This is a genomic window from Microvirga sp. BSC39, from assembly GCF_000739015.1.
In the GTDB taxonomy this organism is placed as follows: Bacteria; Pseudomonadota; Alphaproteobacteria; order Rhizobiales; family Beijerinckiaceae; genus Microvirga.
In genome coordinates this window covers 53,915-77,672 of sequence record NZ_JPUG01000047.1, presented here as the reverse complement: position 1 = coordinate 77,672, position 23,758 = coordinate 53,915, and the positions used below count along the sequence as shown (strand labels likewise).

Below are 23,758 nucleotides of genomic sequence, written 5' to 3'. Positions count from 1 at the left end.
CCAGCGACGTGGTCGAGCCGTTGATGAGCGCGGAGGCATCCTTGGCCCCGAGCTCGAAATCGGGATCGAAGCCCGCCAGGCGAATGGCGTCGCGGGCCGGCATGACGCGGCCCTGATAGACCATGTCGGCCTCGTCGAAACCGCAGACGGCGCCGGCCATGTGGGCCAGCGGCGCGAGATCGCCCGAGGCGCCGACGGACCCTTTCTGCGGGATCACCGGATGCAGGCCCGCGTTGAGGAACGCGATGAGCCGCTCGACCAGCTCGACCCGCGGGCCGGAATAGTTGGACGCGAAGGCGTTGGCGCGCAGCAGCATCATGGCGCGCGTCACGTCCTCGGGGAAGGGCTCGCCGACGCCGGTGGCGTGGGCGTAGACCGTCTTGCGCTGGTAGGCCGCCATGTCGGAAATCAGCACGCGCTGATCCTTGAACAGGCCGACGCCGGTGTTGAAGGCATACATGAGCGGCGCGTCGTCATGCATCCAGGTGCGGTCGATATAGTCCCGCGTCGCGGCGATCCGCTCGCGTGCTTCCGGCGCCAGGGCTGCTTGCGCATAGGCTCCTTGAGCATCGCGGCAGGCCACGCGCACCACGTCCTGAATGCCGAGAGTGGCCCCGTCGAGCTTGACCGTCATCGCTGTTCCTCACGTTGAAGCAAAAGGGATACCGGGGGTTCGGACGCGGTGCAACCGCCCCGTCGCGGTGATTGCCGTCTAGGTGCCATCCCGGACGCAGCAGGCGATACCGGAATGTCATCCGATGGAGCGCCAGACCCTCGCCGGTGTCATCCCCGCGCAGGCGGGGATCCAGCCACGACGGTTCAGGACAGGCAGCCAGCGTTACGCTTCGTTCTGCCTCGTCAGCGGTTCTGGATCCCGGGCTCGGCTGCGCGGCCCCGGGATGACAGTGCTATACTCGTCTTGCGATCCCGGATCGGCTTTGCCGTCCGGGATGACGCTGGTGGTCAGGGCGGTCTGTCAAAGAGCCAGCACCTTGGGGCCCGCAGCGGGTGCTGCGAGCCTGTGGTGAGATCGAGGGTGGCGCGACAGGCAGCCCGGCTCGATGGTGTGAGTGAATGGAAGAGCCGAGATGCCTCTTTGCGCACGGCTTCTTTAGGCGTTCAGGCGAGGCCGGCCCGGTGACCGTCTCAGGCGGGGTCCGTCTGCTCGACGGGGGCCTTGAACCGATTCCGACCACCGGCACGCAGCCTGGGCCTCCTGTCGAATGAGGCTGCGTCACCCCACCCACAGGACCGTGCCTGCTCCCACACTGCGACGCCTCGCGAGCGCGCCCCTCGATAGGAGCAGGTCTAAGGGAACTGTATAGCTTAGCTTAGGCGAACTGTCAAGAACAAAGAGAGAACATGCCGTCTCCGTCATGGCCGGGCGTGTCCCGGCCATCCACGTCTTTGCACCCATTCAAGCATTCTCAAGCCTCCTCCTGAGGAGGTCACGCAGTGACCGTCTCGAAGGAGGCTCCAGAGAGCACGGGACGATCCTTCGAGACGCAGACTTCGTCTGCTCCTCAGGATGAGGCTGGAGAGGTGGGCAGCAAAGCCTCCCCGGACCGGGTCAGGAGATGACGGGGAGGATTTCAGGATCGGGAGAGAGCAACGAAAAAGGCCCCGGATCGCTCCAGGGTCTTGGGACGCTTTGAAACCAGGCTTTGCGCCGATCGGGATTACTCCCGGCCGAGACGCTTCGTGGTCTGCGGGTCGAAGAGGTGGACGTTTTCGGGATCGACTGCCAGGGTGAGCTTGCGGGTGTCCGCCGGAAGCTGGCCGGTGGAGGCCTGGACGATGAATTCGGCGCCGGCCACCTTGCCGTGGAAGAGCTGGGTGGCGCCGAGCTCCTCGACGAAGTCCACGTCCATGGAGAGCGAGCTCGCGCCAACGCCGCCCGCCTGCACGTCCTCGGGACGCAGGCCCACTTCGATGGCGGAGCCGGGGGTGAGGCCATCGCGCATGTCGGTGACGGCGATCGACTGGCCGCCGACGGAGACGCGGCCGGGACCTTCCACGGTGCCGGGCAGGATGTTCATGGGCGGAGAGCCGATGAAGGTGGCGACGAACCGGGTCTCGGGGCGGCGGTACACCTCGGCCGGCGTGCCGACCTGCTCGACCTGGCCGCCGGACATCACGACGAGCTTGTCGGAGAGCGTCATCGCCTCCACCTGATCGTGGGTGACGTAGATCGACGTCACGCCGAGCGCCCGCTGCAGGCGCTTGATCTCCACGCGCATCTGCACGCGCAGCTTGGCGTCGAGGTTGGAGAGCGGCTCGTCGAAGAGGAACACCTGAGGCTTGCGCACGATGGCGCGGCCCATGGCGACGCGCTGGCGCTGGCCGCCGGAGAGCTGGCGCGGCTTGCGGGCGAGGAAGGACTCGATGGCGAGGATGCGGGCCGCTTCCTTCACGCGCTTCTCGATCTCGCCCTTGGGCGTGCCGCGGTTGCGCAGGCCATAGGCCATGTTGTCGTAGACGCTCATGTGCGGGTAGAGCGCGTAGTTCTGGAACACCATGGCGATGTCGCGGTCGGCGGGCTCGACCTGGTTCACCACCCGGTCGCCGATCTTCACCTCGCCGCCGGAGATCGTCTCGAGGCCGGCGATCATGCGCAGCAGCGTGGACTTGCCGCAGCCAGACGGGCCGACGAGCACGCAGAAGGAGCCGTCCTCGATGCTGAGCGACACGCCCTTCACGGCCTCCACATTGCCCGCGTAGATCTTCCTGACAGTATCCAGCGTCACCCCTGCCATCGTACTCTTCCTTTAATCGTGGCCCGCTCCGCTCAAGGCGTCAGGCGAAAATCGTTCAAGCTTTTCGAGAAGGAGCCCTCACGGTTTCTCACCGCGAGGGCCATGCGCCAAGTCGGCGCGCTACTTCTCCGTTTCGACGAGACCCTTCACGAAGAGCCTCTGCATCAGGATCACGACGAGCACCGGCGGCAGCATGGCCAGCACGGCGGTGGTCATCGCAACGTTCCACTCGGTGAGCGCATCCGTCGTCGTGATCATCATCTTGATGCCGATGACGATGGTCTGCATCGAGCTCTTGGTCGTGATCAGCAGCGGCCAGAGATACTGGTTCCAGCCATAGATGAACTGGATCACGAACAGCGCCGCAATCGTCGTCATGGAGAGCGGAAGCAGCGTATCCTTGAAGAAGCGGAACGCGCCCGCGCCGTCGATCTTCGACGCCTCGAGCAGCTCGTCCGGGATCGTCATGAAGAACTGACGGAAGAGCAGCGTGCCGGTGGCCGACGCGATGAGCGGCATGACGAGGCCCGTATAGGTATCGAGCAGCCCGAGATCCGCGACGATCTTGTAGGTCGGGTAGATGCGCACTTCGACGGGCAGCATCAGGGTGATGAAGATGACCCAGAACGCGGTCTTGCGGAACGGGAACTTGAAGTACACCACCGCATAGGCCGAGAGGATCGAGATCAGGATTTTCCCGATCGCGATGCCCAGCGCCATGATCATCGAGTTGAACATCATGCCGCCGACAGGCTGGCGGGCATGCATGCCGCCGTAGAGCAGCGTTCGGTTGTAGTTCTCAGCTGCCTGGTCGCCGGGCACCAGCGGCATGTTGCCGTTGATGATGGTCGCCGTGTCGAAGGTGGACGCCATGACGGCCAGATAGACCGGGAAGGCGACGACGAGGATGCCGATGGCCAGTGTCAGATAGGCCATGAATTGGGCGAAGGGACGATTCTCGACCATCAGTACTGCACCTTGCGCTCGACATAACGGAACTGGATGGCGGTGAGCGCGATCACGATGATCATCAGGATCACCGACTGGGCGGCCGAGCCGCCGAGATCGCCGCCGAGACGGCCGTCCGCATAGACCTTGTAGACAAGGGTCGTGGTCTGCCCCGCGGGGCCGCCGCCCGTCACGGCATCGATGATGCCGAAGGTGTCGAAGAACACGTAGACGATGTTGACCACGAGCAGGAAGAACGTGGTGGGCGACAGGAGCGGGAAGATGACCGTCCAGAAGCGGCGCAGGGGTCCGGCGCCGTCGATGGCCGCCGCCTCGATCACGCTCTTCGGAATGGCCTGGAGGCCGGCCAGGAAGAACAGGAAGTTGTAGCTGATCTGCTTCCAGGTGGCGGAGAGCACCAGAAGGGTCATGGCGTGGTTGGCATTCAACATCGGGTTCCAGTCGATGCCGACCGCCTTGATCGGCTTCGAGAGCGTGCCGAGCGTCGGGTGGAACATGAAGAGCCACAGCACGCCCGCGATGGCGGGAGCCACGGCGTAGGGCCAGACCAGCAGGGTCTTGAAGGCTTGTCCGCCGCGCAGGTTCTTGTCGGCCTGGCTTGCCAGCAGCAGCGCGCAGGCGAGGGAAAAGAAGGCGACGAGCGACGAGAAGATCGCGGTCGTGACCATCGCCCGATAATATTCGGGCTGCTCGAACAGCGAGGCGTAATTCTCGAAACCGACGAATTCGGACGCGAGGCCGAAGGCGTCCTCCCGCAGGAAGGACTGCCAGATGGCCTGGGAGGCCGGCCAGTAGAAGAAGATGACGGTGATCGCCATCTGCGGAAGGATCAGCAGGAGCGGCAGCGTCCAACCTGAAATGTGAGCTCGTTTTTCCATCGCTCTAACGTTGGTCCGGTGATGGGCAGATGACGGCATCAACCGGTCTGCGAGGGTGATCTATAAGATCATCCCGGGAAGCGTCTTTAAGCTCCCCGGGATGAATTCGCGGCCAGTATCAGGTCAGCTTAGCGAACGGTGCGCTCGAACTGACGCAGGATCTGGTTGGACCGGTTCACGGCCGCGTCGAGAGCGTCCTTGGCGGGCTTCTGACCGGCGAGAGCAGCTTCGATCTCTTCCGAGATCACGTCGCGGATCTGGACCATGTTGCCGAAGCGCAGGCCGCGGGAGTTCTCGGTCGGCTCCTTGTTGGTGAGCTCGATCAGCGCCGTCTGGAGAGCCGGGTTCTTCTCGTAGAAGCCGGAAGCCTTGGTCTTCTCGTAGGCCGCCTTGGTGATCGGGAGATAGCCCGACTCCTGGTGCAGCTTCGCCTGACGGTCCGTGTCGGACAGGAAGGTGAAGAACTTGGCCACGCCCTTGTACTCGTCAGCCTTCTTGCCGCCCATGACCCACAGGGAAGCGCCGCCGATGATCGAGTTCTGCGGAGCGCCCTGCACGTCCGGGTAGTACGGCATCGGTGCGTTGGCCCAGTCGAACTTCGCGTTGGCCTTCACGTTGCCGTAGAAGCCCGAGGAGGTGAGGAAGATCGCGCATTCGCCCGAGGTGAAGCGGCCCTCGGACTTCGAGTCGCGGCCCGAATAGTCGTAGGTCTTGTCCTTCTGCAGATCCACGAGGTTCTGCAGGTGCTTCACGTGGGTCGGAGAGTTGAACTTCATCTCCGTATCGAAGCCGTCGAGACCGTTGGCCTTGGTGGCCATCGGGATGTTGTGCCAGGCCGAGAACTGCTCGATGTTGGCCCAGGACGCCCAGGCGTTCGAGAAGCCGCAGGTGTCGTGGCCGGCAGCCTTGAGCTTCTTGGCGGCATCGAACACCTGAGGCCAGGTCTTCGGAACTTCAGCGACGCCGGCCTTCTTCAACTCGTCCTTGTTGACCCACATGACCATGGAGGAGGAGTTGAACGGCATCGAGAGCATCTCGCCCTTGGCCGTGGAATAGTAGCCCGTGATGGCCGGGAGGTAGGCCTGCGGATCGAACTTCTCGCCCGCTTCCTTCATCATCTCCTGGACCGGCTTGATCGCGCCGCGGGCGCCCATCATGGTCGCCGTGCCGACTTCGAACACCTGCAGGATGTGGGGAGCGTTGCCCGCACGGAAAGCCGCAATGCCAGCGTTCAGGGTGTCGGCGTACTGACCCTTGTAGCTGACGACGACCTTGTAGTCCTTCTGCGAAGCGTTGAACTCGTCAGCGAGGCGGTTCACGACGTCGTTGTTGGCACCGGTCATGGCGTGCCACCACTGAAGCTCCGTCTGGGCGAAGGCGGAGGTGCTCGTCGCAAGGCCCAGGGCCAGAGCGCCGAGGAGGGACTTCTTCATCATTCTCATCTCTCCCATATCATCCCGTCTGGGACGTTCTTGTCGTTCACCATCCCTGCGTTAAGCCCGGATGACGGTTCTATGACGAAACCATGACAATCATAGCCGGCTTCAAAATGGAAGCCCTTTCATACAAAAGGCTTAATGGCGGATCGCGGGAACAGGCCGAAGCACCTCTTCGTTGAAGGAGTAACCATAGGTGAGAGCCCCATGTCCCAGATGATTACAGCCCTGTTCAGGGATCCCGCGCAGGCCCGCCAAGCCCTCCAGTCCCTGCTCGAGACGGGGATCGCCCAGCACAGGATCGTCGCCGTCAGCAACCAGGACGCCCGCGAGATCTCCTCGATCTCGGGCTTTCGCACCCTCTCGGCCCGGGACGACTCCATGGAAGCCCTCCACGACCTGAACCTGCCGGATGCCGACAGGCGCCTCTTCGAGCAGGGCCTTCACCGGGGCCATACCCTGGTTGCCGCCCGGGTCGACCGGGACGATGCCGAGGAGGCCGTGCGCGTGCTGGAGATGTTCGACCCGGTCGATCTCGACGGCAGCAGCCGGGAATGGCTTTCGGAGAACGGGAACGACCGGACCGGCGCCGATGCGGGCGCACCTCTGGCGGCTGGGATCACCGGCGGCTCCGGTGGCGGCATGACCACCACTGGCAGCCTGCCCGGCATGGGCCTGATGGCGGAAGGTGCGGACGATCTCGGCACCACGGACCTGAGGACGGACGAGTTCGCTCAGACCAACCAGGGCTCAAGCTCGACAGTCGGCACCGGCTCGCGCCGCAGCGACGAGCGGGCGGACCGGGAAGGCGTCAACGAACTCGCCGTGGACACCCGTCCCTCCGCCGACCAGCCGGGACTGATGCAGCGCCACATGAACCGCGGCGGCCGGATCTGGGCCTACCGCACCTCCGGCGAGGGCGGCCTCTAAGGCACCAGGAACGGAGCATTGGACCCAAAAGTGCACTTCACTTCTGGGGCCAATGCTCAGATCACGTTGCGCTCAAGCAGCGGCCGGTTGGCGAGCACGCGCTCGTAGCCGAGTTCCGACAGATCGAGGGCGCGGTAGCCGCCGTGCACGATCAGCTCGGCCAAGCCCCGGCCGACCGCCGGAGCCTGCTGCAGGCCGTGGCCCGAGAAGCCGTTGCAGAGATAGAAGTTTTTGAACTCGCCCGCCTGACCGATGATGGCGTTGTGGTCGAGCAGGCACATGTCGTACGGGCCTGACCAGGCGCGGCCGGGCCTGATCGCCTCGAAGGCCGGCACGCGATGGGCGAGCGACGGCCAGATGAACTCCTCGAAGAACGTGTGATCGATCTCCTGGCTGGCCGGATCCTCGTCGGACCAATCCTGATCCGTGTCCGCCTCCGGCGAGGCGCCGCAGATGAAGTGTCCCTCGCCCTCCGGGCGCACATAGGCGCCGGACGTGTCGATGAGCAGCGGACAGTTCTCCACCGGCTCCTTGCAGGCGAAGGTGAAGACGTAGCGGCGCTTGGCCTGCACCGGAATGTCGAGGCCCGCCATGGCGGCGATCGCCCGCCCGCCGGAGCCGGCACAGTTGACCAGCGTGCCGCAGGCAATCCGCGTGCCGTCCTTCAGGCGCACTGCCGTAACAGTGCCGCCATCCCGCTCCACCTCGGCCACCTCGCCCTTCACGTATTCGGCGCCGAGCGAGCGTGCCTTCTTGCGGAAGGCCTGGAGCAGCCCCCAGCCGTCGAACCAGCCCTCGCCCGAGCGGCCCCAGGTTCCGGCCGAGAGATCCTCGACGTTGAGCCAGGGGAAGCGGCTTTTTAGCTCATCCGGCCGCAGGAAAAGAATGTCCGCGCCTTCCGCCGCCTGCAGCGTCTGGTTCTCGCGCAGAACCTGCTCGCCCGCATCCGACGCGCAATAGAGATAGCCGGCCTCTCTCAAGCCGATCTCCGGCCGCTCGCCATCGACGGCCAGGTGATCGCCGATGCTGCGCAAAAACTGGATGCCGTAAAGCGAGATGCGGATGTTCACCGCGCTGGAATATTGCTGCCGGATCGACGCAGCCGAGAGCGCCGAGGCGGAGAGCTGGTAGGTCGGGTCTTTCTCGACCACGATGACACGTCCCTTGAAGCCGGAATCGGTGAGCAGGTGATAGGCCGCGGACGAGCCCATGACGGCGCCGCCGACGATCACCACATCGGCTGAGAGGGAGGTGGCTGGGGTCATCGTTCGAACTTCGTTGAGAGGATGATGGAGGATTGCGTGCGCTCGACTCCCTCGACCGCGCCGATCCGGTCGATGGCGGCGTCGAGGGACGGAACGTCCTGAGCCTCTACCACCGCTAGGAGGTCGAAGACACCCGCAACAGAATGAAGCGCGCGCAATTCAGGCATGCGCTGAAGCGCCGAGACGACCCCACCCGACGCCTTGGGCGCCACCACGATGGTCACATGCGCCCGCACCATGCGGCTGGTGACCTCCTCGGCCAGGCGCAGGGTATAGCCCGCGATCACCCCTCGCCGCTCCAGGCTCTCGACCCGCGCCTGCACGGTCGTGCGAGAGAGATTGAGGCGGCGCGCGGCCTCCGCATGGCCGATGCGGGCATTCTCCCGCAGGAGGGCAATCAGGGCACGATCGGTGGCGTCGAGCATCACTATGACCAGTCAGGTTGGCATTCTGCCGAAAGCTAACCGGCTTCTCGTCAAACTGTCTATGGCGTTCTGCAGCGCTTTGCCTTTTTCTGCTCCCCTCACAGGGAGGTTTGAATGCACTCGATTCTCGTCATCGGCGCCGGCAAGATCGGCTCCACCATTGTCGACATGCTCCACGAGACCGGCGATTACAGCGTCACCGTGGCGGACGCCTCGGCCGAGGCCCTGGAAGCGGTCGCCAAGGATGGGGTCAAGACGATCCAGCTCGACTTCAGTGACGCGGTCGCCCTGCAGAATGCCCTCAAGGGCCACTATGCGGTGCTGAGCGCCGCGCCCTACCACCTGACCAGCCATGTGGCCAAGGCAGCGCGCCTTGCGGACGTGAACTATTTCGACCTCACCGAGGACGTGGCCACCACCCGCATGGTGAAGGAATTGTCCGAGGGCGCCAACACGGCCTTCATTCCCCAGTGCGGCCTCGCCCCCGGCTTCATCTCCATCGTGGCGCACGACATCGCGAGCCGCTTCGACAAGCTCGACACGGTGCGCCTGCGCGTCGGCGCCCTGCCGCAATATCCGTCGAACGCCCTGTCCTACAACCTCACCTGGAGCACGGACGGCGTCATCAACGAGTATATCGAGCGCTGCGAAGCCGTGGTCGACGGCAAGCTGCGCGAGGTTCCGGCCATGGAGGAGCTGGAGGAGTTCTCCCTCGACGGCACGCGCTATGAGGCCTTCAACACCTCCGGGGGCCTCGGCACCCTGTGCGAGACGCTCGAAGGCAAGGTGCGCAACCTGAACTACAAGACCATCCGCTATCCGGGCCACTGCGCCCTCATGCGGGTGCTGCTGAACGACCTGCAGCTGCGCAACCGCCGCGAGGTGCTCAAGGACATCCTGGAGAACGCCGTGCCGGCCACCATGCAGGACATGGTCATCGTGTTCGTGACCGTCACGGGCGAGCGCGACGGCCGCTTCGTGCAGGAGACCTATGCCCGCAGCGTCTACGGCCAGAGCGTCGCCGGCACCCAGCGCACGGCCATCCAGGTGACCACCGCTGCCGGCATCTGCGCCATGCTCGACCTGCTGATTGCAGGCAAGCTGCCGAAACAGGGTTTCGTGCGCCAGGAGGAGATCGACCTCGACAGCTTCCTGGCCAACCGCTTCGGCCGCGTCTATGCGGGCGAGCGCCTGGACGAGAGCCACGAGCCGGCCGTGAAGAACATCCGCCTCGACGCCGTGGCGTGAGGCACGAGGCGAGGCATCCTCTCGGCCACAATACCCTCGACGTCATGGCCGGCCTTGTGCCGGCCATCCCGATGGGAAAAACTCTGAGCCTCAGATAATCGAGATCACCGGCACAAGGCCGGTGATGACGAGGTAGGGTGAAAACCTAGCCTCCGGCTTCTTGACCAAACCGCATGACCCTATTCGGGAAAAGCAGTTCCCTGCCTGTCCCGAAATGCTTTAAGACGGTGGCCTGACAGCCGCCGTCGTTTCGTTCCAAGGACCAGCGACGGCCAGGGCTCCATGCGGAGCCTTAAGCCCGCATCGAGGGAGACAACCATGACCGCGAGCCTGAAACCCATATCCTCCGCGCCTGCCTCCGTGGCGGACGAGGCCCGCGCCATTCTCGCGCGCCTCGGCGTGCCGGACAGCGCCTTTGCGCCCAGCGGCCGCCCGGCCCGCTCCCCGATCACCGGCGAGGTGATCGCCCATGTGCGCGAGACCACGCCGGATGAGGCCAAGGCCGCCATCGGCCGGGCCGACGCCGCCTTCAAGGCCTGGCGCAAGATCCCGGCGCCCCGGCGCGGCGAGTTCATCCGCCTGCTCGGCGAGGAGCTGCGCGCCTCGAAAGACGACCTCGGCCGCCTCGTGACCCTCGAGGCCGGCAAGATCGTCTCCGAGGGCCTCGGCGAGGTGCAGGAGATGATCGACATCTGCGATTTCGCCGTCGGCCTCTCGCGCCAGCTCTACGGCCTGACCATCGCCACCGAGCGCGCCGATCACCGCATGATGGAGACCTGGCACCCACTCGGCGTCTGCGGCGTGATCTCCGCCTTCAACTTCCCCGTGGCCGTGTGGTCGTGGAACGCGGCGCTTGCGCTCGTGTGCGGCGACAGCGTGGTGTGGAAGCCGTCCGAGAAGACCCTGCTCACGGCGCTCGCCACCCACGCCATCATGGAACGCGCCGCCAAGCGCTTCGGCGGCGTGCCGGAGGGCCTGTGCGAGGTGCTGCTCGGCGGCCGCGAGGTCGGCGAGATCCTGGTCGAGGATCATCGCGTGCCGATTCTCTCCGCCACCGGCTCTACCGCCATGGGCCGTCAGGTCGCGCCCAAGCTCGCCGAGCGCTTTGCCCGGGCGATCCTGGAGCTCGGCGGCAACAACGCCGCCATCGTGGCGCCCTCCGCCGATCTCGATCTCGCGCTGCGCGGTATCGCATTCGCCGCCATGGGCACGGCGGGCCAGCGCTGCACCACGCTGCGCCGTCTCTTCGTGCACGAGAGCGTCTATGACAGCCTCGTGCCGCGTCTCGCCAAGGTCTATGGCAGCGTGAAGATCGGCGATCCGCGCGAGCCCGGCACGCTTGTCGGTCCCCTGATCGATCAGGCTGCGTTCGACGGCATGGAGCGCGCGCTGGATGAAGCCCGCTCAGCCGGCGGCAAGGTGCATGGCGGCGGACGCTACACGGACGTGGCGGGCGACGGCGTCTATGCCCGTCCCGCCCTCGTGGAGATGCCTGGCCAGACGGGTCCTGTGACCCGCGAAACCTTTGCGCCGATCCTCTACGTGATGCGCTATTCGAGCTTCGACGAGGTCATCGAACTGCACAACGCAGTGGGCGCCGGCCTCTCCTCCTCGATCTTCACGCTCAACATGCGCGAGGCCGAGGCCTTCATCTCGGCCACCGGCTCCGATTGCGGCATCGCCAACGTGAATATCGGCCCCTCGGGCGCCGAGATCGGCGGAGCCTTCGGCGGCGAGAAGGAGACGGGCGGCGGCCGCGAATCCGGCTCGGATTCCTGGAAGGCCTACATGCGCCGCGCCACCAACACGGTGAACTACGGCAACACGCTTCCCCTCGCCCAGGGCGTGAAGTTCGACGTGGACGCCTGATCGTTTTGAACCACACGACGGAGGGCAGAGATGCCCTCCGTTTTTCTATGCAGACTCACCCTTACATCGCGAGCCTTCCATGACAGCGCCCTCCCGCACCGGCGGCCAGATTCTTGTCGATCAGCTGACTCTTCACGGAGTCGATCACATCTTCTGCGTTCCGGGCGAGAGTTATCTGGCGGCGCTTGACGCGCTGCATGACGCAAACATCAGCATCACCGTCTGCCGCCAGGAAGGCGGCGCAGCCATGATGGCGGAAGCCTATGGCAAGCTCACGGGCCGCCCGGGCATCTGCTTCGTCACCCGCGGTCCCGGCGCGACGAATGCCTCACCGGGCATCCACATCGCCAAGCAGGATTCGACACCGATGATCCTGTTCGTTGGCCAGATCGAGCGCGGCATGCGCGAGCGCGAGGCGTTTCAGGAACTCGACTACCGCGCCGCCTTCGGGCCGCTCGCCAAATGGGCCACGGAAGTGGACGATCCGGCGCGCTTTCCCGAGATCGTCTCCCGCGCCTTCCACGTGGCGACCTCGGGGCGTCCCGGCCCCGTGGTGATCGCGCTGCCGGAAGACGTGCTCACCGAGATGGCCGCTGTGGCCGACGCGCCGCGCTATCAGGTGATCGAGACCCATCCTGGTCCGAACCAGATGGCCGAATTGCAGAAGCTCCTGCACAATGCCAAGAAGCCGGTCGCACTCCTCGGCGGCAGCCGCTGGTCGGAAGACGCCGTGCAGCGCTTCGCGCGCTTCGCCGAGCGTTTCGAGCTGCCGGTCGCCTGCACGTTCCGCCGCCAGATGCTGTTTCCCGCCGACCACGCCTCCTACATTGGCGATCTCGGCCTCGGCGTGAACCCGAAGCTGCTTGCGCGCATCAAGGAGGCCGACCTCGTGCTGCTCGTCGGCGGACGTCTCTCCGAGATCCCGAGCCAGGCCTACACGCTCCTCGACATTCCGGCGCCGAAGCAGACACTCGTCCACATCCATCCCGATTCGAGCGAGCTCGGCCGGGTCTACGCGCCGCATCTCGCCATCAACGCCTCGCCCGATGCCTTCACGGCGGCACTGGAGGGCTTGCACCCGCCCGCCTCGCTGGCCTGGAGCGAGGGCACGAAGGCGGCGCATGAAAGCTATCTCGCCTGGAGCGATCCGACCGAGATCAAGCATCCCGGCGCCCTGCAGATGGGCCAGGTGATGCGGCACCTGCGCGAGGTGATGCCCACCGACACGATCTTCTGCAACGGCGCGGGCAACTTCGCCACCTGGGTGCATCGCTTCTGGCCGTTCCGCGAATACGGCACGCAGCTTGCGCCTACCTCCGGCTCCATGGGCTACGGCGTGCCGGCGGCGGTGGGCGCCAAGCGCCTGCGGCCCGACAGCCCCGTGGTGGTGTTCGCCGGTGACGGCGACTTCCTGATGAACGGGCAGGAATTCGCCACCGCCGTGCAGTACGACCTGCCGATCCTGGTGATCCTGCTCGACAACGGCATGTACGGCACGATCCGCATGCACCAGGAGCGCGAATATCCCGGCCGCGTCTCGGCCACCATGCTGCAGAACCCGGACTTCGCCGCCTACGCCCGCGCCTTCGGCGGCTACGGCGAGCGCGTCGAGATGACGGAAGACTTCGCCCCGGCCCTCCAGCGGGCGCTCACCTCCAGCAAGCCCGCCATCCTGCACTGCATCCTCGACCCGGAAGCGATCACGCCCAGCATGTCGCTCTCGGCCATCCGCGAGAAGGCGCTGGCGGAGAAGCGGTAGAACCGCATCCACCCGCGTCATCCCGGACGGCGCAGCCGATCCGGGATCGTAGGCAGGATGGAACGCCATTTCCCCTCCCCCTTGTGGGGAGGGCGGGCGTGCCAGCGCCCGGGTGGGGTCGCAACGTCGGAACGCCGCCCCCGCACAACCGTCAATGCCCACCATACCACGTCATCACCGGCCTTGTGCCGGTGATCTCGATTGCTTGGAACGCCGAGTCTCACCGCATCGGGATGGCCGGGACAGGCCCGGCCATGACGGAACGGGCTCACCCGGTCGTTCCACCCCCACCCGGTCGCTGCCGCGACCACCCTCCCCGCAAGGGGGAGGGAAGATTGCGCCACACTCGCCCAACAATCCCGGATCTGCGCTGCGCTTCGTCCGGGATGACGCAGCTTGACGATTGACGACCCTATACGGCGGCGCTTATAACGCGGCCGTTTCCTTTTGGAGCTTTTATGCGCGGAGAGACCGAGACCCGGTAAGGCCCGCTGGCAGTACAGCGGGCAGCGGCTGATCGAGATCAGCCGAACGCGCACGTGCGCGCACTCTCCGACACCACATAAAGCTTCAGGTTATTCCCGTGAACGTTTCACGCAATGGGCAGCGCGTGCTCCACGTGCTCGCGCAAGGCGGCGTCATCCGTCACTACAAGGACGAGAACGGCCGCATCTCCGACATCGAATGTCTCACCCGCGAAGGGTGGCTGCTGTCACTCTGCACGCTCGATCTGTTCAAGGCCTTGCGCCAGAAAGGGCTGATCGCATCAATGAACGGCGGCCCCTACCGCATCACGCGGCAGGGATTGCAGACGGTGAGAAGCCGGCCCGACAACCGTTGAGCCGGCTCCGATAGGCATAAGCAGGAGGCGGCGTCAGGCCGCCTCCTTCTCCTCCAGCCGCTGCGCCACAAGCGTGCGCAACGAACGCAGATCCTTCACGAAGGAGCGGATGCCCTCGGACAGTTTCTCCGAGGCCATCGCATCCTCGTTCATGGCGAAGCGGAAGCTCTTCTCGTCCGTGCGCGGCAAAGGCGCGATCTTTTCGACGCTGTCGGCCGAGAGCTTGCGCGGCAGCTCGCCCTGCGAGCCCGCCAGCTCGTCGAGGAGCGCGGGCGAGATGGTGAGCCGGTCGCAGCCGGCGAGCGCCTCGATCTCGCCGACATTGCGGAACGACGCGCCCATCACCACGGTCTCGATGCCCTGCGCCTTGTAGGACGCATAGATCTTGCGCACGGAGAGCACGCCCGGATCGGTCTCGCCCGTATAGGGTCCGCCGCCCGCCTTCACGTGCCAGTCGAGGATGCGGCCGACGAAGGGCGAGATCAGGAACACGCCGGCTTCCGCGCAGGCCTGGGCCTGCACCTGGCTGAACAGGAGCGTGAGGTTGCAGTCGATGCCTTCCTTCTGGAGCACTTCCGCCGCGCGGATGCCCTCCCAGGTGGCGGCGATCTTGATGAGAATCCGCTCGCGCCCGATGCCGCGCTCCTCGTATGCCTTGATGATGGCCCGCGCCTTGGCGAGGGTCGCGTCCGTGTCGAAGGAGAGGTCCGCATCCACCTCCGTCGACACGCGGCCCGGCACGATGCCGGCGAGCTCGGCGCCGAACGCCACGGCGAGCCGGTCGCAGATCGCCGCGATCACCCCTTCGCGGGAGCCGCCCTGGGCGCGGCCCCAGGCCAGGGCCTCGTCGACGATGTGGCCATAGGCCGGGGTCTCGACCGCCTTCAGGAGCAGGGTCGGGTTGGTGGTGCAGTCCTGGGGCTTCAGGCGGCGCACCGCATCGAGGTCGCCCGTATCGGCGACGACGACCGTCATGGCGCGCAATTGGTCGAGCTTGGAGGGCATCGGGATCTCCGTGGGGTTGTTTGAGGGAGACTTAGTCCCTCATGGCGCCCGCGTGAAGAGTCAAAGGGTCAACCGGGCATGGTGTCATTCCCGGCCGGAGCGAAAGCGGAGGGGAAGGGAACCCATTAGCTCAGCGTCTGTGGGTGGATCCCCTTCCCGGCCTCCGGCCGCCGGGGATGACACGGATGGGTTACACGAACAGCCCCCGGTTCGCCCTCACCCGGCTGAGGATGAAGGAATAGACCTCCTCCACGCGCCTTAGGGACCGCACATCCGCATGGGTCACGAGCCAGTAGGTGCGAAGATAGGAGACTTCGGGCAGCACCACCTCGAGCTCCGGGAAGGACCGCACGGCGTAGTCGTGCAGGATGCCGATGCCGATTCCGGCCCGCACGGCCTCCGCCTGCGCCACCACGCTGGCGCACTCGAAGCGGCGGGCGGTGTGCTTCTCGATCCCTGAGAAATAGTCGAGCACCGGGCTGTAGAGCAGGTCGGCCACATAGGTCACCAGGGTCTTGCCCGAGAGGTCGGCAAGCTCAGTGATCGGCCCGTGCCGCTTGAGATAATCCTTCGAGGCGTAGAGCCGGAGCCGGTAATCCGTGAGCTTGCGCGACACGAGGCGCCCTTCCGTCGGCTGCTCCAGGGTGACGGCGATATCCGCCTCGCGCTTGGAGAGCGAGAAGGTGCGGGGAAGCGCCACGAGCTGAAGGGTGAGGCCCGGATGCCGCTCGGCCAAAGCCCCGAGTTCCGGCGCCAAGAAATAGGTGCCGATCCCGTCCGGCGCGCCGATGCGCACGGTGCCCGTAAGCGCGAGATCCGCGCCGCCGAGCTCGCTCGCCACCGCGAGCGCCTGGGTCTCCATGGCCTCCGCATGCCCGAGCAGCCGCTCGCCGGGCTCGGTGAGGGTGTAGCCCTGCGGGCTGCGCTCGAACAGCTTGGCCTTCAGCGAGGCTTCGAGCGCCGAGATGCGCCGCGACACGGTGGTGTGGTCGGCCTCCAGCTGGCGGGCGGCGGCGGTGAGACGGCCCGCCCGGGCGACGGCCAGGAAGAAGCGGAGATCGTCCCAATCGAAAGCGCTCATGCTCGCCCCACCATATTGGCATTTCCGCACAACGGTGCCTCACCTTCACCCATAGTCGTGCGATTTCAACAATGATAGAAGAAGGGCACGAAAAAACCCTCAGGAGGAGAGACGCCATGCGCGAGGTCGGACACTTCATCGGCGGCAAGCAGGTTGCCGGAAAATCGGGCCGCACCACCGAATTCTTCCAGCCCATGACCGGCGAGACCATCGGCCGGGTCGCGCTCGCGTCCAAGGACGAGCTGCGCCAAGCGGTGGAGAACGCCAAGGCCGCTCAGCCCGCCTGGGCCGCCACCAACCCGCAGCGCCGCGCCCGCGTGATGATGAAGTTCCTCGAACTCATCGCCCGCGAGACCGATTCGCTCGCCGAACTTCTCGCCCGCGAGCATGGCAAGACCATCGTGGACGCCAAGGGCGACATTCAGCGCGGCGTCGAGGTGGCGGAGTTCTGCACCGGCATCCCGCACCTGCTGAAGGGCGAGTTCACGGAAGGCGCCGGCCCCGGCATCGACATGTACTCGATCCGCCAGCCGCTCGGCGTCGTGGCCGGCATCACGCCGTTCAACTTCCCGGCCATGATCCCGCTCTGGAAGCTCTCCCCGGCGATTGCCTGCGGCAACGCCTTCATCCTCAAGCCCTCAGAGCGCGATCCGGGCGTGCCGATGCGTCTGGCCGAGCTGATGATGGAAGCGGGCCTGCCCGCCGGCATCCTCAACGTGGTCAACGGCGACAAGGAAGTGGTGGACGCGATCCTCGACGATCCGGACATCAAGGCCGTGGGCTTCGTCGGCTCCTCGCCGATCGCGCAATACGTCTATTCGCGTGCCACCGCCAACGGCAAGCGCGCCCAGTGCTTCGGCGGCGCCAAGAACCACATGATCATCATGCCGGACGCCGACCTCGACCAAGCGGCGGACGCGCTCATCGGCGCCGGCTACGGCTCGGCGGGCGAGCGCTGCATGGCGATCTCGGTGGCAGTGCCCGTGGGTCGGGCCACCGCCGACGCGCTCATGGACAAGCTGATCCCGCGCGTCGAGAGCCTGAAGGTCGGCTCCTCCACCGATCCGTCGGCTGATTTCGGCCCGATGATCACCCGGGCCCACATGGAGAAGGTGCGCTCCTATGTGGATATCGGCGTGCAGGAAGGCGCCAAGCTCGTGGTCGACGGCCGCGACTTCAAGATGCAGGGTTACGAGAACGGCTTCTACATGGGCGGCTGCCTCTTCGACGAGGTGACCACCGACATGCGCATCTACAAGGAAGAAATCTTCGGCCCCGTCCTGTCCGTGGTGCGCGCCAAGGATTACGAGGACGCCCTGCGCCTTCCGTCGGATCATGAGTACGGCAACGGCGTCGCGATCTATACCCGCGACGGCGACGCCGCCCGCGACTTCGCCTCGCGCGTCAACGTGGGAATGGTCGGCATCAACGTGCCGATCCCGGTGCCGCTCGCCTACTACACCTTCGGCGGCTGGAAGGCCTCCGGCTTCGGCGACCTGAACCAGCACGGCCCGGACGCGGTGCGCTTCTACACCAAGACCAAGACGGTCACGTCCCGCTGGCCGTCCGGCATCAAGGAAGGCGCGGAATTCTCCATTCCGACCATGAAGTAAAAGGCAGAAGATCATGGCCGGGACTCGTTCCCGGCCATTTCATTTGAGGAGCCGCATCTTTTTCAACGGCGCCTGAGACCACTTCGCCGAAAGATGCTCTAGATCCAAAGTCGGGGTGCACAACCGCCCCTGCCGTGACGATTTAGGACCATGACCCAGTTTTCCCTCACCGACGATCAAATCGCCGTCCGCGACATGGCCCTGGCCTTTGCGGCGGACAACCTCGCGCCCCATGCCCTCGAATGGGACGAGAAGAAGCATTTTCCCGTGGACGTGATGCGCGAAGCCGCCGCCCTCGGCATGGCGGCGATCTACACCCGCGACGACGTGGGCGGATCGGGCATGACGCGGCTCGACGCGGCGCTGATCTTCGAGGCGCTCGCCACCGGCTGCCCGGCCGTGTCGGCCTATCTGTCGATCCACAACATGGCTGCCTGGATGATCGACCGCTACGGCTCGGACGAGCAGCGCCAGCGCTACATCCCGCGCCTCGCCACCATGGAGCTGATCGCGAGCTACTGCCTGACCGAGCCGGGCTCCGGATCGGACGCAGCGGCGCTGAAAACGAAAGCCGTGCGCGACGGCGATCATTACATCGTCAACGGCGTGAAGCAGTTCATCTCCGGCGCCGGCACCTCGGACATCTACGTGACCATGGTGCGCACCGGGGAGGAAGGAGCCTCCGGCATCTCGACCCTGGTGATCGAGAAGGACATGCCCGGCGTGTCCTTCGGCGCGCAGGAAAAGAAGATGGGCTGGAACGCGCAGCCCACCGCCGCGGTGATCTTCGAGGACGTGCGCGTGCCCGTGGCCAACCGTCTGTCGGATGAGGGCCAGGGCTTCAAGATCGCCATGTCGGGCCTCGACGGCGGGCGCATCAACATCGGCGCCTGCTCGCTCGGCGGCGCTCAGTCCGCGCTTGACAAAGCCCTCGCCTATACGGGCGACCGCAAGGCCTTCGGCCGGCGCATCGCGGATTTCCAGGCGCTGCAGTTCAAGCTCGCCGACATGGCCACCGAACTCGAATGCGCGCGCACCTTCCTGTGGCGCGCGGCGTCCGCGCTCGACGCCAAGGCGCTCGATGCCACCAAGCTCTGCGCCATGGCCAAGCGCATGGCCACCGATGTGGGCTTCCAGGTGGCGAACGATGCGCTCCAGCTCCATGGCGGCTACGGTTATCTGGCCGATTACGGCGTGGAGAAGATCGTGCGCGATCTGCGCGTGCACCAGATCCTGGAGGGCACCAACGAGATCATGCGCCTGATCGTGGCGCGCGATCTGGTAGGGCGTGGGAACCGGTGACTTTGAAACGCCCTGTGCTCATGGAGACGCACCATGACTCTCCTCCCCCTTGTGGGGAGGGAAATACCGCCTGCACGTCAGGATGAGGCGGGGTTCATGAGCCTGCCTTTCAAATCGCTCGGCCTCGGCTTCGCCATCACGGCTGCAATCTTCGCCCTGTTCCACTTTGCAGGTCCGTGGTTCTTTCTCGACGGACGGCGGCCGTTTCAGCTCAACTTCATGGCAGGCGCCGCATTCGGGCTGATGCTGGGGCTGCTCATGCACCACATCCTGCAGGTTCCCAGAAAAGCCGCGACCCAAGCCATGGCGCTCGTCGCCGTTCCAGGCATGCTGGTCATGGCGGCCGTCGGGTCTCACTTCGCGGTGTTCTTCCCGCGCCTCGATCCCGCTCTCGACAAGGTCTTCGGCTCCCTGATGCTGTGGTTCTACGGCTTCTCGCTCGCGGGAGCCCTGTGGGTGGCGCGGCGCGCATGACGAAACATGGCGAAGGATCGGGACTGCCTCTGCACGAGCCCAGCACCTGGCTCGTGATCGCCCTCGCGGGCGTGTTCGTACTCCTCGGAGTGCTGTTCATCTTCGCCCCGCGTCCCGCAGCCGCTTTGTTCGGAATCGCCGCGCCGGAAGATCCGGGTCTGTCCTATGTCTCGGCCATCGGCCTGCGGGATCTTGCCTTCGGGGCGTATCTCGCCGCGCTGTCGCGCCTGTCGACGCGCCGTGCGGTGGGCACGGTCCTGGGGCTGACGGTTCTCATTCCAGCGGGCGATGTCGTCCTGGTTCTTCTGGAGCGGGGATTCGAGAGCCCCAAACATCTTCTGCTGCATGCGGGCAGCGGCCTCGTCATGGCGGTCAGTTCGTTCTGGCTGCTCGCCCAATCATCACACGACAACAAGGGAGGATTCTCATGACCACCATCGCGTTCATCGGCCTCGGCAACATGGGCGGGCCCATGGCGGCCAATCTCGTCAAGGCCGGGCACACAGTCACCGGCTTCGACCTGTCGCCCGTCTCCTGTGATCAGGCGAAGAACGACGGCGTGAGCGTTGCCGGCTCGACCCTCGACGCGGTGCGCGATGCGGAGGTCGTGATCACCATGCTGCCGGCCGGCAAGCACGTGCTCTCGGTCTGGACCGACATCCTGCCTGCCGTGAAGGACGGCACGCTGCTGATCGACTGCTCCACCATCGATGTGGAGAGTGCCCGCAAGGCGCATGGGATGGCCGGCGAGCAGAACCGCAATCTCACGAGCCTCGATGCCCCGGTCTCCGGCGGCGTCGGCGGCGCGAAGGGCGCAACGCTCACCTTCATGGCCGGCGGCGCGAAAGAGGCTTTCGACCGCGCCGAGCCGATCCTGTCCGGGATGGGCAAGAAGGTGGTACATTGCGGCGAGGCGGGCGCCGGTCAGGCGGCGAAGATCTGCAACAACATGATTCTCGGCATCTCGATGATCGGCGTGGCGGAAGCTTTCGTCTTAGGCGAAAAGCTCGGGCTCTCGCATCAGGCGCTCTTCGACGTCGCGTCAACGTCCTCGGGCCAGTGCTGGTCGCTCACCACCTATTGCCCGGTGCCGGGCCCGGTGCCGACCTCGCCCGCCAACAACGAGTACAAGCCGGGCTTCGCCGCCGCCCTGATGCTCAAGGACCTGAAGCTCGCTCAGGAAGCGGCGCTCGCGTCCGGCGCGTCGACACCGCTCGGCGCGGAGGCCGCGCAGCTCTACGCGCTCTTTGCCAATGCCGGCCATGACGGTGACGATTTTTCCGGCATCATCAACTTCATCCGCGCGCAGAAGGGGTGATTGGAATCATTGCCGTCATGGCCGGGCCTGTCCCGGCCATCCCGATTGGAAGAGTGCTGCGCTTGTTATGATCGGGATCACCGGCACAAGGCTGGTGATGGCGAAGAAGGCCGCAGACCTTGCTCACCCGAACCGGCGCATGAAGCGCCGGTCGATGGCATCCTTCAGCCGCCACGCGAGGCGGCCCTCGAAGGCGAGAAACCGGCCGCGGCCGCCGATGGCGCGGCCGTCGCCGGTTGCGATCAGCAGCAGGTGATCGCGTTGCGGGATGTAGCTCTCAAGTGCTTCGCCCCGAACGGCCCGTCTCAGGTTGCGGGCCAGCACAGGCCCCTGCCGCACGGCGAAGACTCCCGCCTTGGGACGCGGATGGGCGATCATCGTCGCGCAGTCGCCAACGGCGAAAACGGCCGCGTCGTTCAGGATCTGAAGCGTGGGCCCAACGGCGAGAAAGCCGCTCTCGTCCTTGGCCCAGTCCGTCGCGGCAAGCACCGGCGGGGGCGCGGCATGGGTCGAGACCAGCACCGCGTCGGCCGGCACGAACTGGCCGCTCGCCAGCATCACGCCGTCTCGGTCGATGCGCAGTGCCGCATCCTCGGCACGAAGGGCGATTCCGCGGCGCTTGAGCGCCCGCGCGATGCGTCTGCGCATGCCTGCATTGATGCCGGATGCTTCGGACGCAGCGATGAGCGAGACCTCGATGGAATCGCTCACCCGCTTTGTGAAGAATGCCCGGACCGCGAAGGCAAGGCAGATTCCGGCAGCCCCGCCGCCGACGATGGCGAAGCGTCGGGGACCGTCGGGCGCGAGAGCCTTCTCCGCGAGCCGGTCCCATTTCTCCAGCAGGCTGCCGATGGGTTTGACGGCGAGCGCATGCTCATCGGCTCCGGCGATCCCGGACAGATCCGGCGTGATGCCGATATCGACCGAGAGAATGTCGTAAGCCAATGCCTCGCCGCCCTTCAGCCGCGCGCGCCGGAGAGCACTGTCGAAACCAATGGCCTCATCCAAAACCAGCCTGGCGCCGGCGGCACGGGCGAGGCGCTCCAGGTCGATGTGGATCTCGTCCCGTGTGTAGGCGCCTGTCAGATGGCCCGGCAGCATGCCCGAATAGGGCGTCAGGCGGTTCCTGCTGACCAGGGTGATGGCCAGACCCGGTTCGGGATCGCGGGCAAAGGCCTCCAGCACCAGAACGTGAGCATGCCCGCCGCCGACCAGGAGGAGGTGCTTGCGGTTGGTTTTGGCGCTCGATGCCATGGGGGCCGTGCTCTCCCGGAGAGACCAAAGGAACAGAGATGTGTTGCACGACACCTACAGCTTTTGGCGACTTCGTCCATTAGGCTCCCGGTCCCGAACGTCCCAAGGTCGATAGCCCAAAGCATGGTCCGCCCCGTTTCCCAGACGGCCAACCCTTCCGCCGATGCCGCCGCCGTGCTGCGGCGCCTCGGCTTCGCGACGCTGTTTTTCGCCGTTCCCCTGGCGGCCCTGTTCACGCGGCGCGCCCTCGTGGTGATGGCGCCGCTCGCGGTGATTCTCCTCGTTCTCGCCTCGGTGCTGGACGGCAGCGCGAAGCATGCCCGGGAGAAGATGCTGGCGCTCGCGACCTCCAGGGGCGGAATCGCCGGGCTCGTCCTGCTGTTCTGGGCCGGGCTGTCCCTGGTCTGGACACCCTTCCTGTCCGAGGCCTCGGAGCGCCTGTTCAATATCGCCGGCATGCTTCTCATGGGGCTGGGCGGCTATCTGGCCGTTCCCGAGCGCATGCGTGCGGCCAATCTCTATCTCCTGCCCGTGGGCGTGGGACTGGCTGCGGTGATCGGCATCCTCCTGGCGATCCGGGGCGGCAGCCGCTTCGACCCCGAGGGCCTGAGCCTCGAGCGCGGCATGCTCATGCTGGCCCTGCTGGTCTGGCCGGCGCTCGCCTGGCTCCATTCCCGTGGGCGGAATCTGGAAGCCGTCGCCCTGGCGCTTGCGGTTGCGGTCGCAGCCCTTCTCACGCAGGGCGGTCTGCCCCTCTATGGGCTGGCCGCCGGCGCCATCGTGTTCGTTCTCACGGCCGCGAGCCCCCGCATCGGCCCCCGGCTGGTCGGGATGGTCATGGCGGGCCTCCTGCTGCTCGCCCCGCTCCTGCCCTTTCTCCTGAAGCCCCTTGCGGCGATCCTCTTCGGCGCGAAGGCTCCCGTCACGGTGAGCCTCGACATCTGGCGCCAGATCGTTCTCGACGAGCCGCTGCGGCTGCTCACGGGGCATGGGCTCGAAACCGCCCTGCGCGGCCGGTATTTCGGCCTGGTTCCCCACAAGGCGCCCTCCACCCTGCTGTTCGAGATCTGGTACGAGCTCGGCCTCGTAGGGGCGGTGGCCGCCAGCCTGCTGCTCTACCGGGCTGTTGTCGGAATCCAGAGCCACCGCGCCACCGTGGCGCCCGGCATCATGGCGGCCTTCGCCTGTGCCTATACGCTTGGCTGCCTCGGCATCGGCACCACGCAGGTCTGGTGGTTCACCGCCCTTGTGGTCCTCGTGCTCATCTTCGTGGCCATCGAGCAGGGGCAGTTCCGCACCACCCGCCCCAAGGCCGTCCTGCGCAAGAAGTTCTAG

The 23,758-nt window shown here is 65.9% G+C and carries 21 protein-coding genes; 11 read left to right on the top strand and 10 right to left on the bottom strand.

Annotated features, from left to right (window positions below):
• The 5 genes from MA07_RS06170 to ugpB all read right to left on the bottom strand — a co-directional run.
• Nucleotides 1-634 (bottom strand): aromatic amino acid ammonia-lyase (locus MA07_RS06170; protein ID WP_036348051.1); only part of this gene is annotated, 634 nt, incomplete at its 3' end.
• Between the two features lie 1,045 nt (nt 635-1,679).
• Nucleotides 1,680-2,756 carry a sn-glycerol-3-phosphate import ATP-binding protein UgpC gene (locus MA07_RS06165; RefSeq protein ID WP_036348050.1) on the bottom strand — a complete coding sequence of 359 codons (1,077 nt, stop codon included), beginning with the start codon at nt 2,754-2,756 and terminating at the stop codon, nt 1,680-1,682.
• Nucleotides 2,757-2,876: 120 nt separating this feature from the next.
• Nucleotides 2,877-3,722, bottom strand: a complete 846-nt coding sequence (gene ugpE, locus MA07_RS06160) for a sn-glycerol-3-phosphate ABC transporter permease UgpE (RefSeq protein WP_036348049.1) — start codon at nt 3,720-3,722, stop codon at nt 2,877-2,879.
• Nucleotides 3,722-4,603: a sn-glycerol-3-phosphate ABC transporter permease UgpA gene (gene ugpA, locus MA07_RS06155; protein WP_036348048.1), complete on the bottom strand. Its 882-nt coding sequence runs from the start codon at nt 4,601-4,603 to the stop codon at nt 3,722-3,724. Before ugpA ends, ugpE begins: the two co-directional genes overlap by 1 nt.
• A gap of 128 nt (nt 4,604-4,731) precedes the next feature.
• Nucleotides 4,732-6,039, bottom strand: a complete 1,308-nt coding sequence (ugpB, locus tag MA07_RS06150; protein ID WP_244445168.1) for a sn-glycerol-3-phosphate ABC transporter substrate-binding protein UgpB — start codon at nt 6,037-6,039, stop codon at nt 4,732-4,734.
• Between the two features lie 207 nt (nt 6,040-6,246).
• Between ugpB and MA07_RS06145 the strand changes: the two genes are divergently transcribed.
• On the top strand, nt 6,247-6,969 hold the full coding sequence (locus MA07_RS06145) for a hypothetical protein (RefSeq protein ID WP_036348046.1): 723 nt from the start codon (nt 6,247-6,249) through the stop codon (nt 6,967-6,969).
• A 56-nt stretch (nt 6,970-7,025) separates the two neighbouring features.
• On the opposite strand, the gene MA07_RS06140 is transcribed toward MA07_RS06145, so the two are convergent.
• Both MA07_RS06140 and MA07_RS06135 read right to left on the bottom strand, forming a co-directional pair.
• Nucleotides 7,026-8,234 (bottom strand): FAD-binding oxidoreductase, encoded by a 1,209-nt coding sequence (locus MA07_RS06140; protein ID WP_036348045.1) that lies wholly within the window; start codon nt 8,232-8,234, stop codon nt 7,026-7,028.
• Nucleotides 8,231-8,659, bottom strand: coding sequence for an Lrp/AsnC family transcriptional regulator (locus tag MA07_RS06135; protein ID WP_036348044.1), 429 nt, complete (start codon nt 8,657-8,659; stop codon nt 8,231-8,233). Before MA07_RS06135 ends, MA07_RS06140 begins: the two co-directional genes overlap by 4 nt.
• A gap of 114 nt (nt 8,660-8,773) precedes the next feature.
• On the opposite strand from MA07_RS06135, the gene MA07_RS06130 reads away from it, so the two are divergent.
• From MA07_RS06130 to MA07_RS06115, 4 genes are all read left to right on the top strand, one after another.
• Entirely contained in the window at nt 8,774-9,907 is a 1,134-nt protein-coding gene (locus tag MA07_RS06130) for a saccharopine dehydrogenase family protein (RefSeq protein WP_036348043.1), read from the top strand.
• A 318-nt stretch (nt 9,908-10,225) separates the two neighbouring features.
• Nucleotides 10,226-11,776: an aldehyde dehydrogenase family protein gene (locus MA07_RS06125; protein WP_200879327.1), complete on the top strand. Its 1,551-nt coding sequence runs from the start codon at nt 10,226-10,228 to the stop codon at nt 11,774-11,776.
• Between the two features lie 79 nt (nt 11,777-11,855).
• Nucleotides 11,856-13,535 carry a thiamine pyrophosphate-binding protein gene (locus MA07_RS06120; RefSeq protein ID WP_036348042.1) on the top strand — a complete coding sequence of 560 codons (1,680 nt, stop codon included), beginning with the start codon at nt 11,856-11,858 and terminating at the stop codon, nt 13,533-13,535.
• A 583-nt stretch (nt 13,536-14,118) separates the two neighbouring features.
• Complete coding sequence (locus MA07_RS06115; RefSeq protein WP_036348041.1) at nt 14,119-14,376, top strand: YjhX family toxin; 258 nt, start codon at nt 14,119-14,121, stop codon at nt 14,374-14,376.
• A gap of 33 nt (nt 14,377-14,409) precedes the next feature.
• On the opposite strand, the gene tal is transcribed toward MA07_RS06115, so the two are convergent.
• On the bottom strand, nt 14,410-15,381 hold the full coding sequence (gene tal, locus MA07_RS06110; protein ID WP_036348040.1) for a transaldolase: 972 nt from the start codon (nt 15,379-15,381) through the stop codon (nt 14,410-14,412).
• Nucleotides 15,382-15,571: 190 nt separating this feature from the next.
• Nucleotides 15,572-16,462: a LysR family transcriptional regulator gene (locus MA07_RS06105; protein ID WP_036348039.1), complete on the bottom strand. Its 891-nt coding sequence runs from the start codon at nt 16,460-16,462 to the stop codon at nt 15,572-15,574.
• Nucleotides 16,463-16,578: 116 nt separating this feature from the next.
• Between MA07_RS06105 and MA07_RS06100 the strand changes: the two genes are divergently transcribed.
• From MA07_RS06100 to mmsB, 5 genes are all read left to right on the top strand, one after another.
• On the top strand, nt 16,579-18,075 hold the full coding sequence (locus MA07_RS06100; RefSeq protein ID WP_036348038.1) for a CoA-acylating methylmalonate-semialdehyde dehydrogenase: 1,497 nt from the start codon (nt 16,579-16,581) through the stop codon (nt 18,073-18,075).
• 150 nt (nt 18,076-18,225) lie between these two features.
• Nucleotides 18,226-19,377 (top strand): isobutyryl-CoA dehydrogenase, encoded by a 1,152-nt coding sequence (locus tag MA07_RS06095; protein WP_036348037.1) that lies wholly within the window; start codon nt 18,226-18,228, stop codon nt 19,375-19,377.
• A gap of 96 nt (nt 19,378-19,473) precedes the next feature.
• Nucleotides 19,474-19,851 (top strand): DUF5367 family protein, encoded by a 378-nt coding sequence (locus MA07_RS06090; protein WP_036348036.1) that lies wholly within the window; start codon nt 19,474-19,476, stop codon nt 19,849-19,851.
• Nucleotides 19,848-20,282, top strand: a complete 435-nt coding sequence (locus MA07_RS06085; RefSeq protein ID WP_052002883.1) for a DUF4267 domain-containing protein — start codon at nt 19,848-19,850, stop codon at nt 20,280-20,282. The genes MA07_RS06090 and MA07_RS06085 overlap by 4 nt, the downstream gene beginning before the upstream one ends.
• A complete protein-coding gene (gene mmsB / locus MA07_RS06080; protein ID WP_036348035.1) occupies nt 20,279-21,169 on the top strand; it encodes a 3-hydroxyisobutyrate dehydrogenase in 891 nt (296 codons plus the stop codon). Before MA07_RS06085 ends, mmsB begins: the two co-directional genes overlap by 4 nt.
• Before the next feature lie 123 nt (nt 21,170-21,292).
• Here mmsB and MA07_RS06075 read toward each other — a convergent pair whose 3' ends face one another.
• Nucleotides 21,293-22,423 carry an FAD-dependent oxidoreductase gene (locus MA07_RS06075; protein ID WP_036348034.1) on the bottom strand — a complete coding sequence of 377 codons (1,131 nt, stop codon included), beginning with the start codon at nt 22,421-22,423 and terminating at the stop codon, nt 21,293-21,295.
• Between the two features lie 123 nt (nt 22,424-22,546).
• On the opposite strand from MA07_RS06075, the gene MA07_RS06070 reads away from it, so the two are divergent.
• Complete coding sequence (locus tag MA07_RS06070) at nt 22,547-23,758, top strand: hypothetical protein (protein ID WP_036348033.1); 1,212 nt, start codon at nt 22,547-22,549, stop codon at nt 23,756-23,758.

Coding starts and splice junctions, on each gene's coding strand:
- MA07_RS06165 (WP_036348050.1), bottom strand. CDS start 2,756: ATGGCAGGGGTGACGCTGGATACTGTCAGGAAGATCTACGCGGGCAAT.
- ugpE (WP_036348049.1), bottom strand. CDS start 3,722: ATGGTCGAGAATCGTCCCTTCGCCCAATTCATGGCCTATCTGACACTG.
- ugpA (WP_036348048.1), bottom strand. CDS start 4,603: ATGGAAAAACGAGCTCACATTTCAGGTTGGACGCTGCCGCTCCTGCTG.
- ugpB (WP_244445168.1), bottom strand. CDS start 6,039: ATGATGAAGAAGTCCCTCCTCGGCGCTCTGGCCCTGGGCCTTGCGACG.
- MA07_RS06145 (WP_036348046.1), top strand. CDS start 6,247: ATGTCCCAGATGATTACAGCCCTGTTCAGGGATCCCGCGCAGGCCCGC.
- MA07_RS06140 (WP_036348045.1), bottom strand. CDS start 8,234: ATGACCCCAGCCACCTCCCTCTCAGCCGATGTGGTGATCGTCGGCGGC.
- MA07_RS06135 (WP_036348044.1), bottom strand. CDS start 8,659: ATGCTCGACGCCACCGATCGTGCCCTGATTGCCCTCCTGCGGGAGAAT.
- MA07_RS06130 (WP_036348043.1), top strand. CDS start 8,774: ATGCACTCGATTCTCGTCATCGGCGCCGGCAAGATCGGCTCCACCATT.
- MA07_RS06125 (WP_200879327.1), top strand. CDS start 10,226: ATGACCGCGAGCCTGAAACCCATATCCTCCGCGCCTGCCTCCGTGGCG.
- MA07_RS06120 (WP_036348042.1), top strand. CDS start 11,856: ATGACAGCGCCCTCCCGCACCGGCGGCCAGATTCTTGTCGATCAGCTG.
- tal (WP_036348040.1), bottom strand. CDS start 15,381: ATGCCCTCCAAGCTCGACCAATTGCGCGCCATGACGGTCGTCGTCGCC.
- MA07_RS06105 (WP_036348039.1), bottom strand. CDS start 16,462: ATGAGCGCTTTCGATTGGGACGATCTCCGCTTCTTCCTGGCCGTCGCC.
- MA07_RS06100 (WP_036348038.1), top strand. CDS start 16,579: ATGCGCGAGGTCGGACACTTCATCGGCGGCAAGCAGGTTGCCGGAAAA.
- MA07_RS06095 (WP_036348037.1), top strand. CDS start 18,226: ATGACCCAGTTTTCCCTCACCGACGATCAAATCGCCGTCCGCGACATG.
- MA07_RS06090 (WP_036348036.1), top strand. CDS start 19,474: ATGAGCCTGCCTTTCAAATCGCTCGGCCTCGGCTTCGCCATCACGGCT.
- MA07_RS06085 (WP_052002883.1), top strand. CDS start 19,848: ATGACGAAACATGGCGAAGGATCGGGACTGCCTCTGCACGAGCCCAGC.
- mmsB (WP_036348035.1), top strand. CDS start 20,279: ATGACCACCATCGCGTTCATCGGCCTCGGCAACATGGGCGGGCCCATG.
- MA07_RS06075 (WP_036348034.1), bottom strand. CDS start 22,423: ATGGCATCGAGCGCCAAAACCAACCGCAAGCACCTCCTCCTGGTCGGC.
- MA07_RS06070 (WP_036348033.1), top strand. CDS start 22,547: ATGGTCCGCCCCGTTTCCCAGACGGCCAACCCTTCCGCCGATGCCGCC.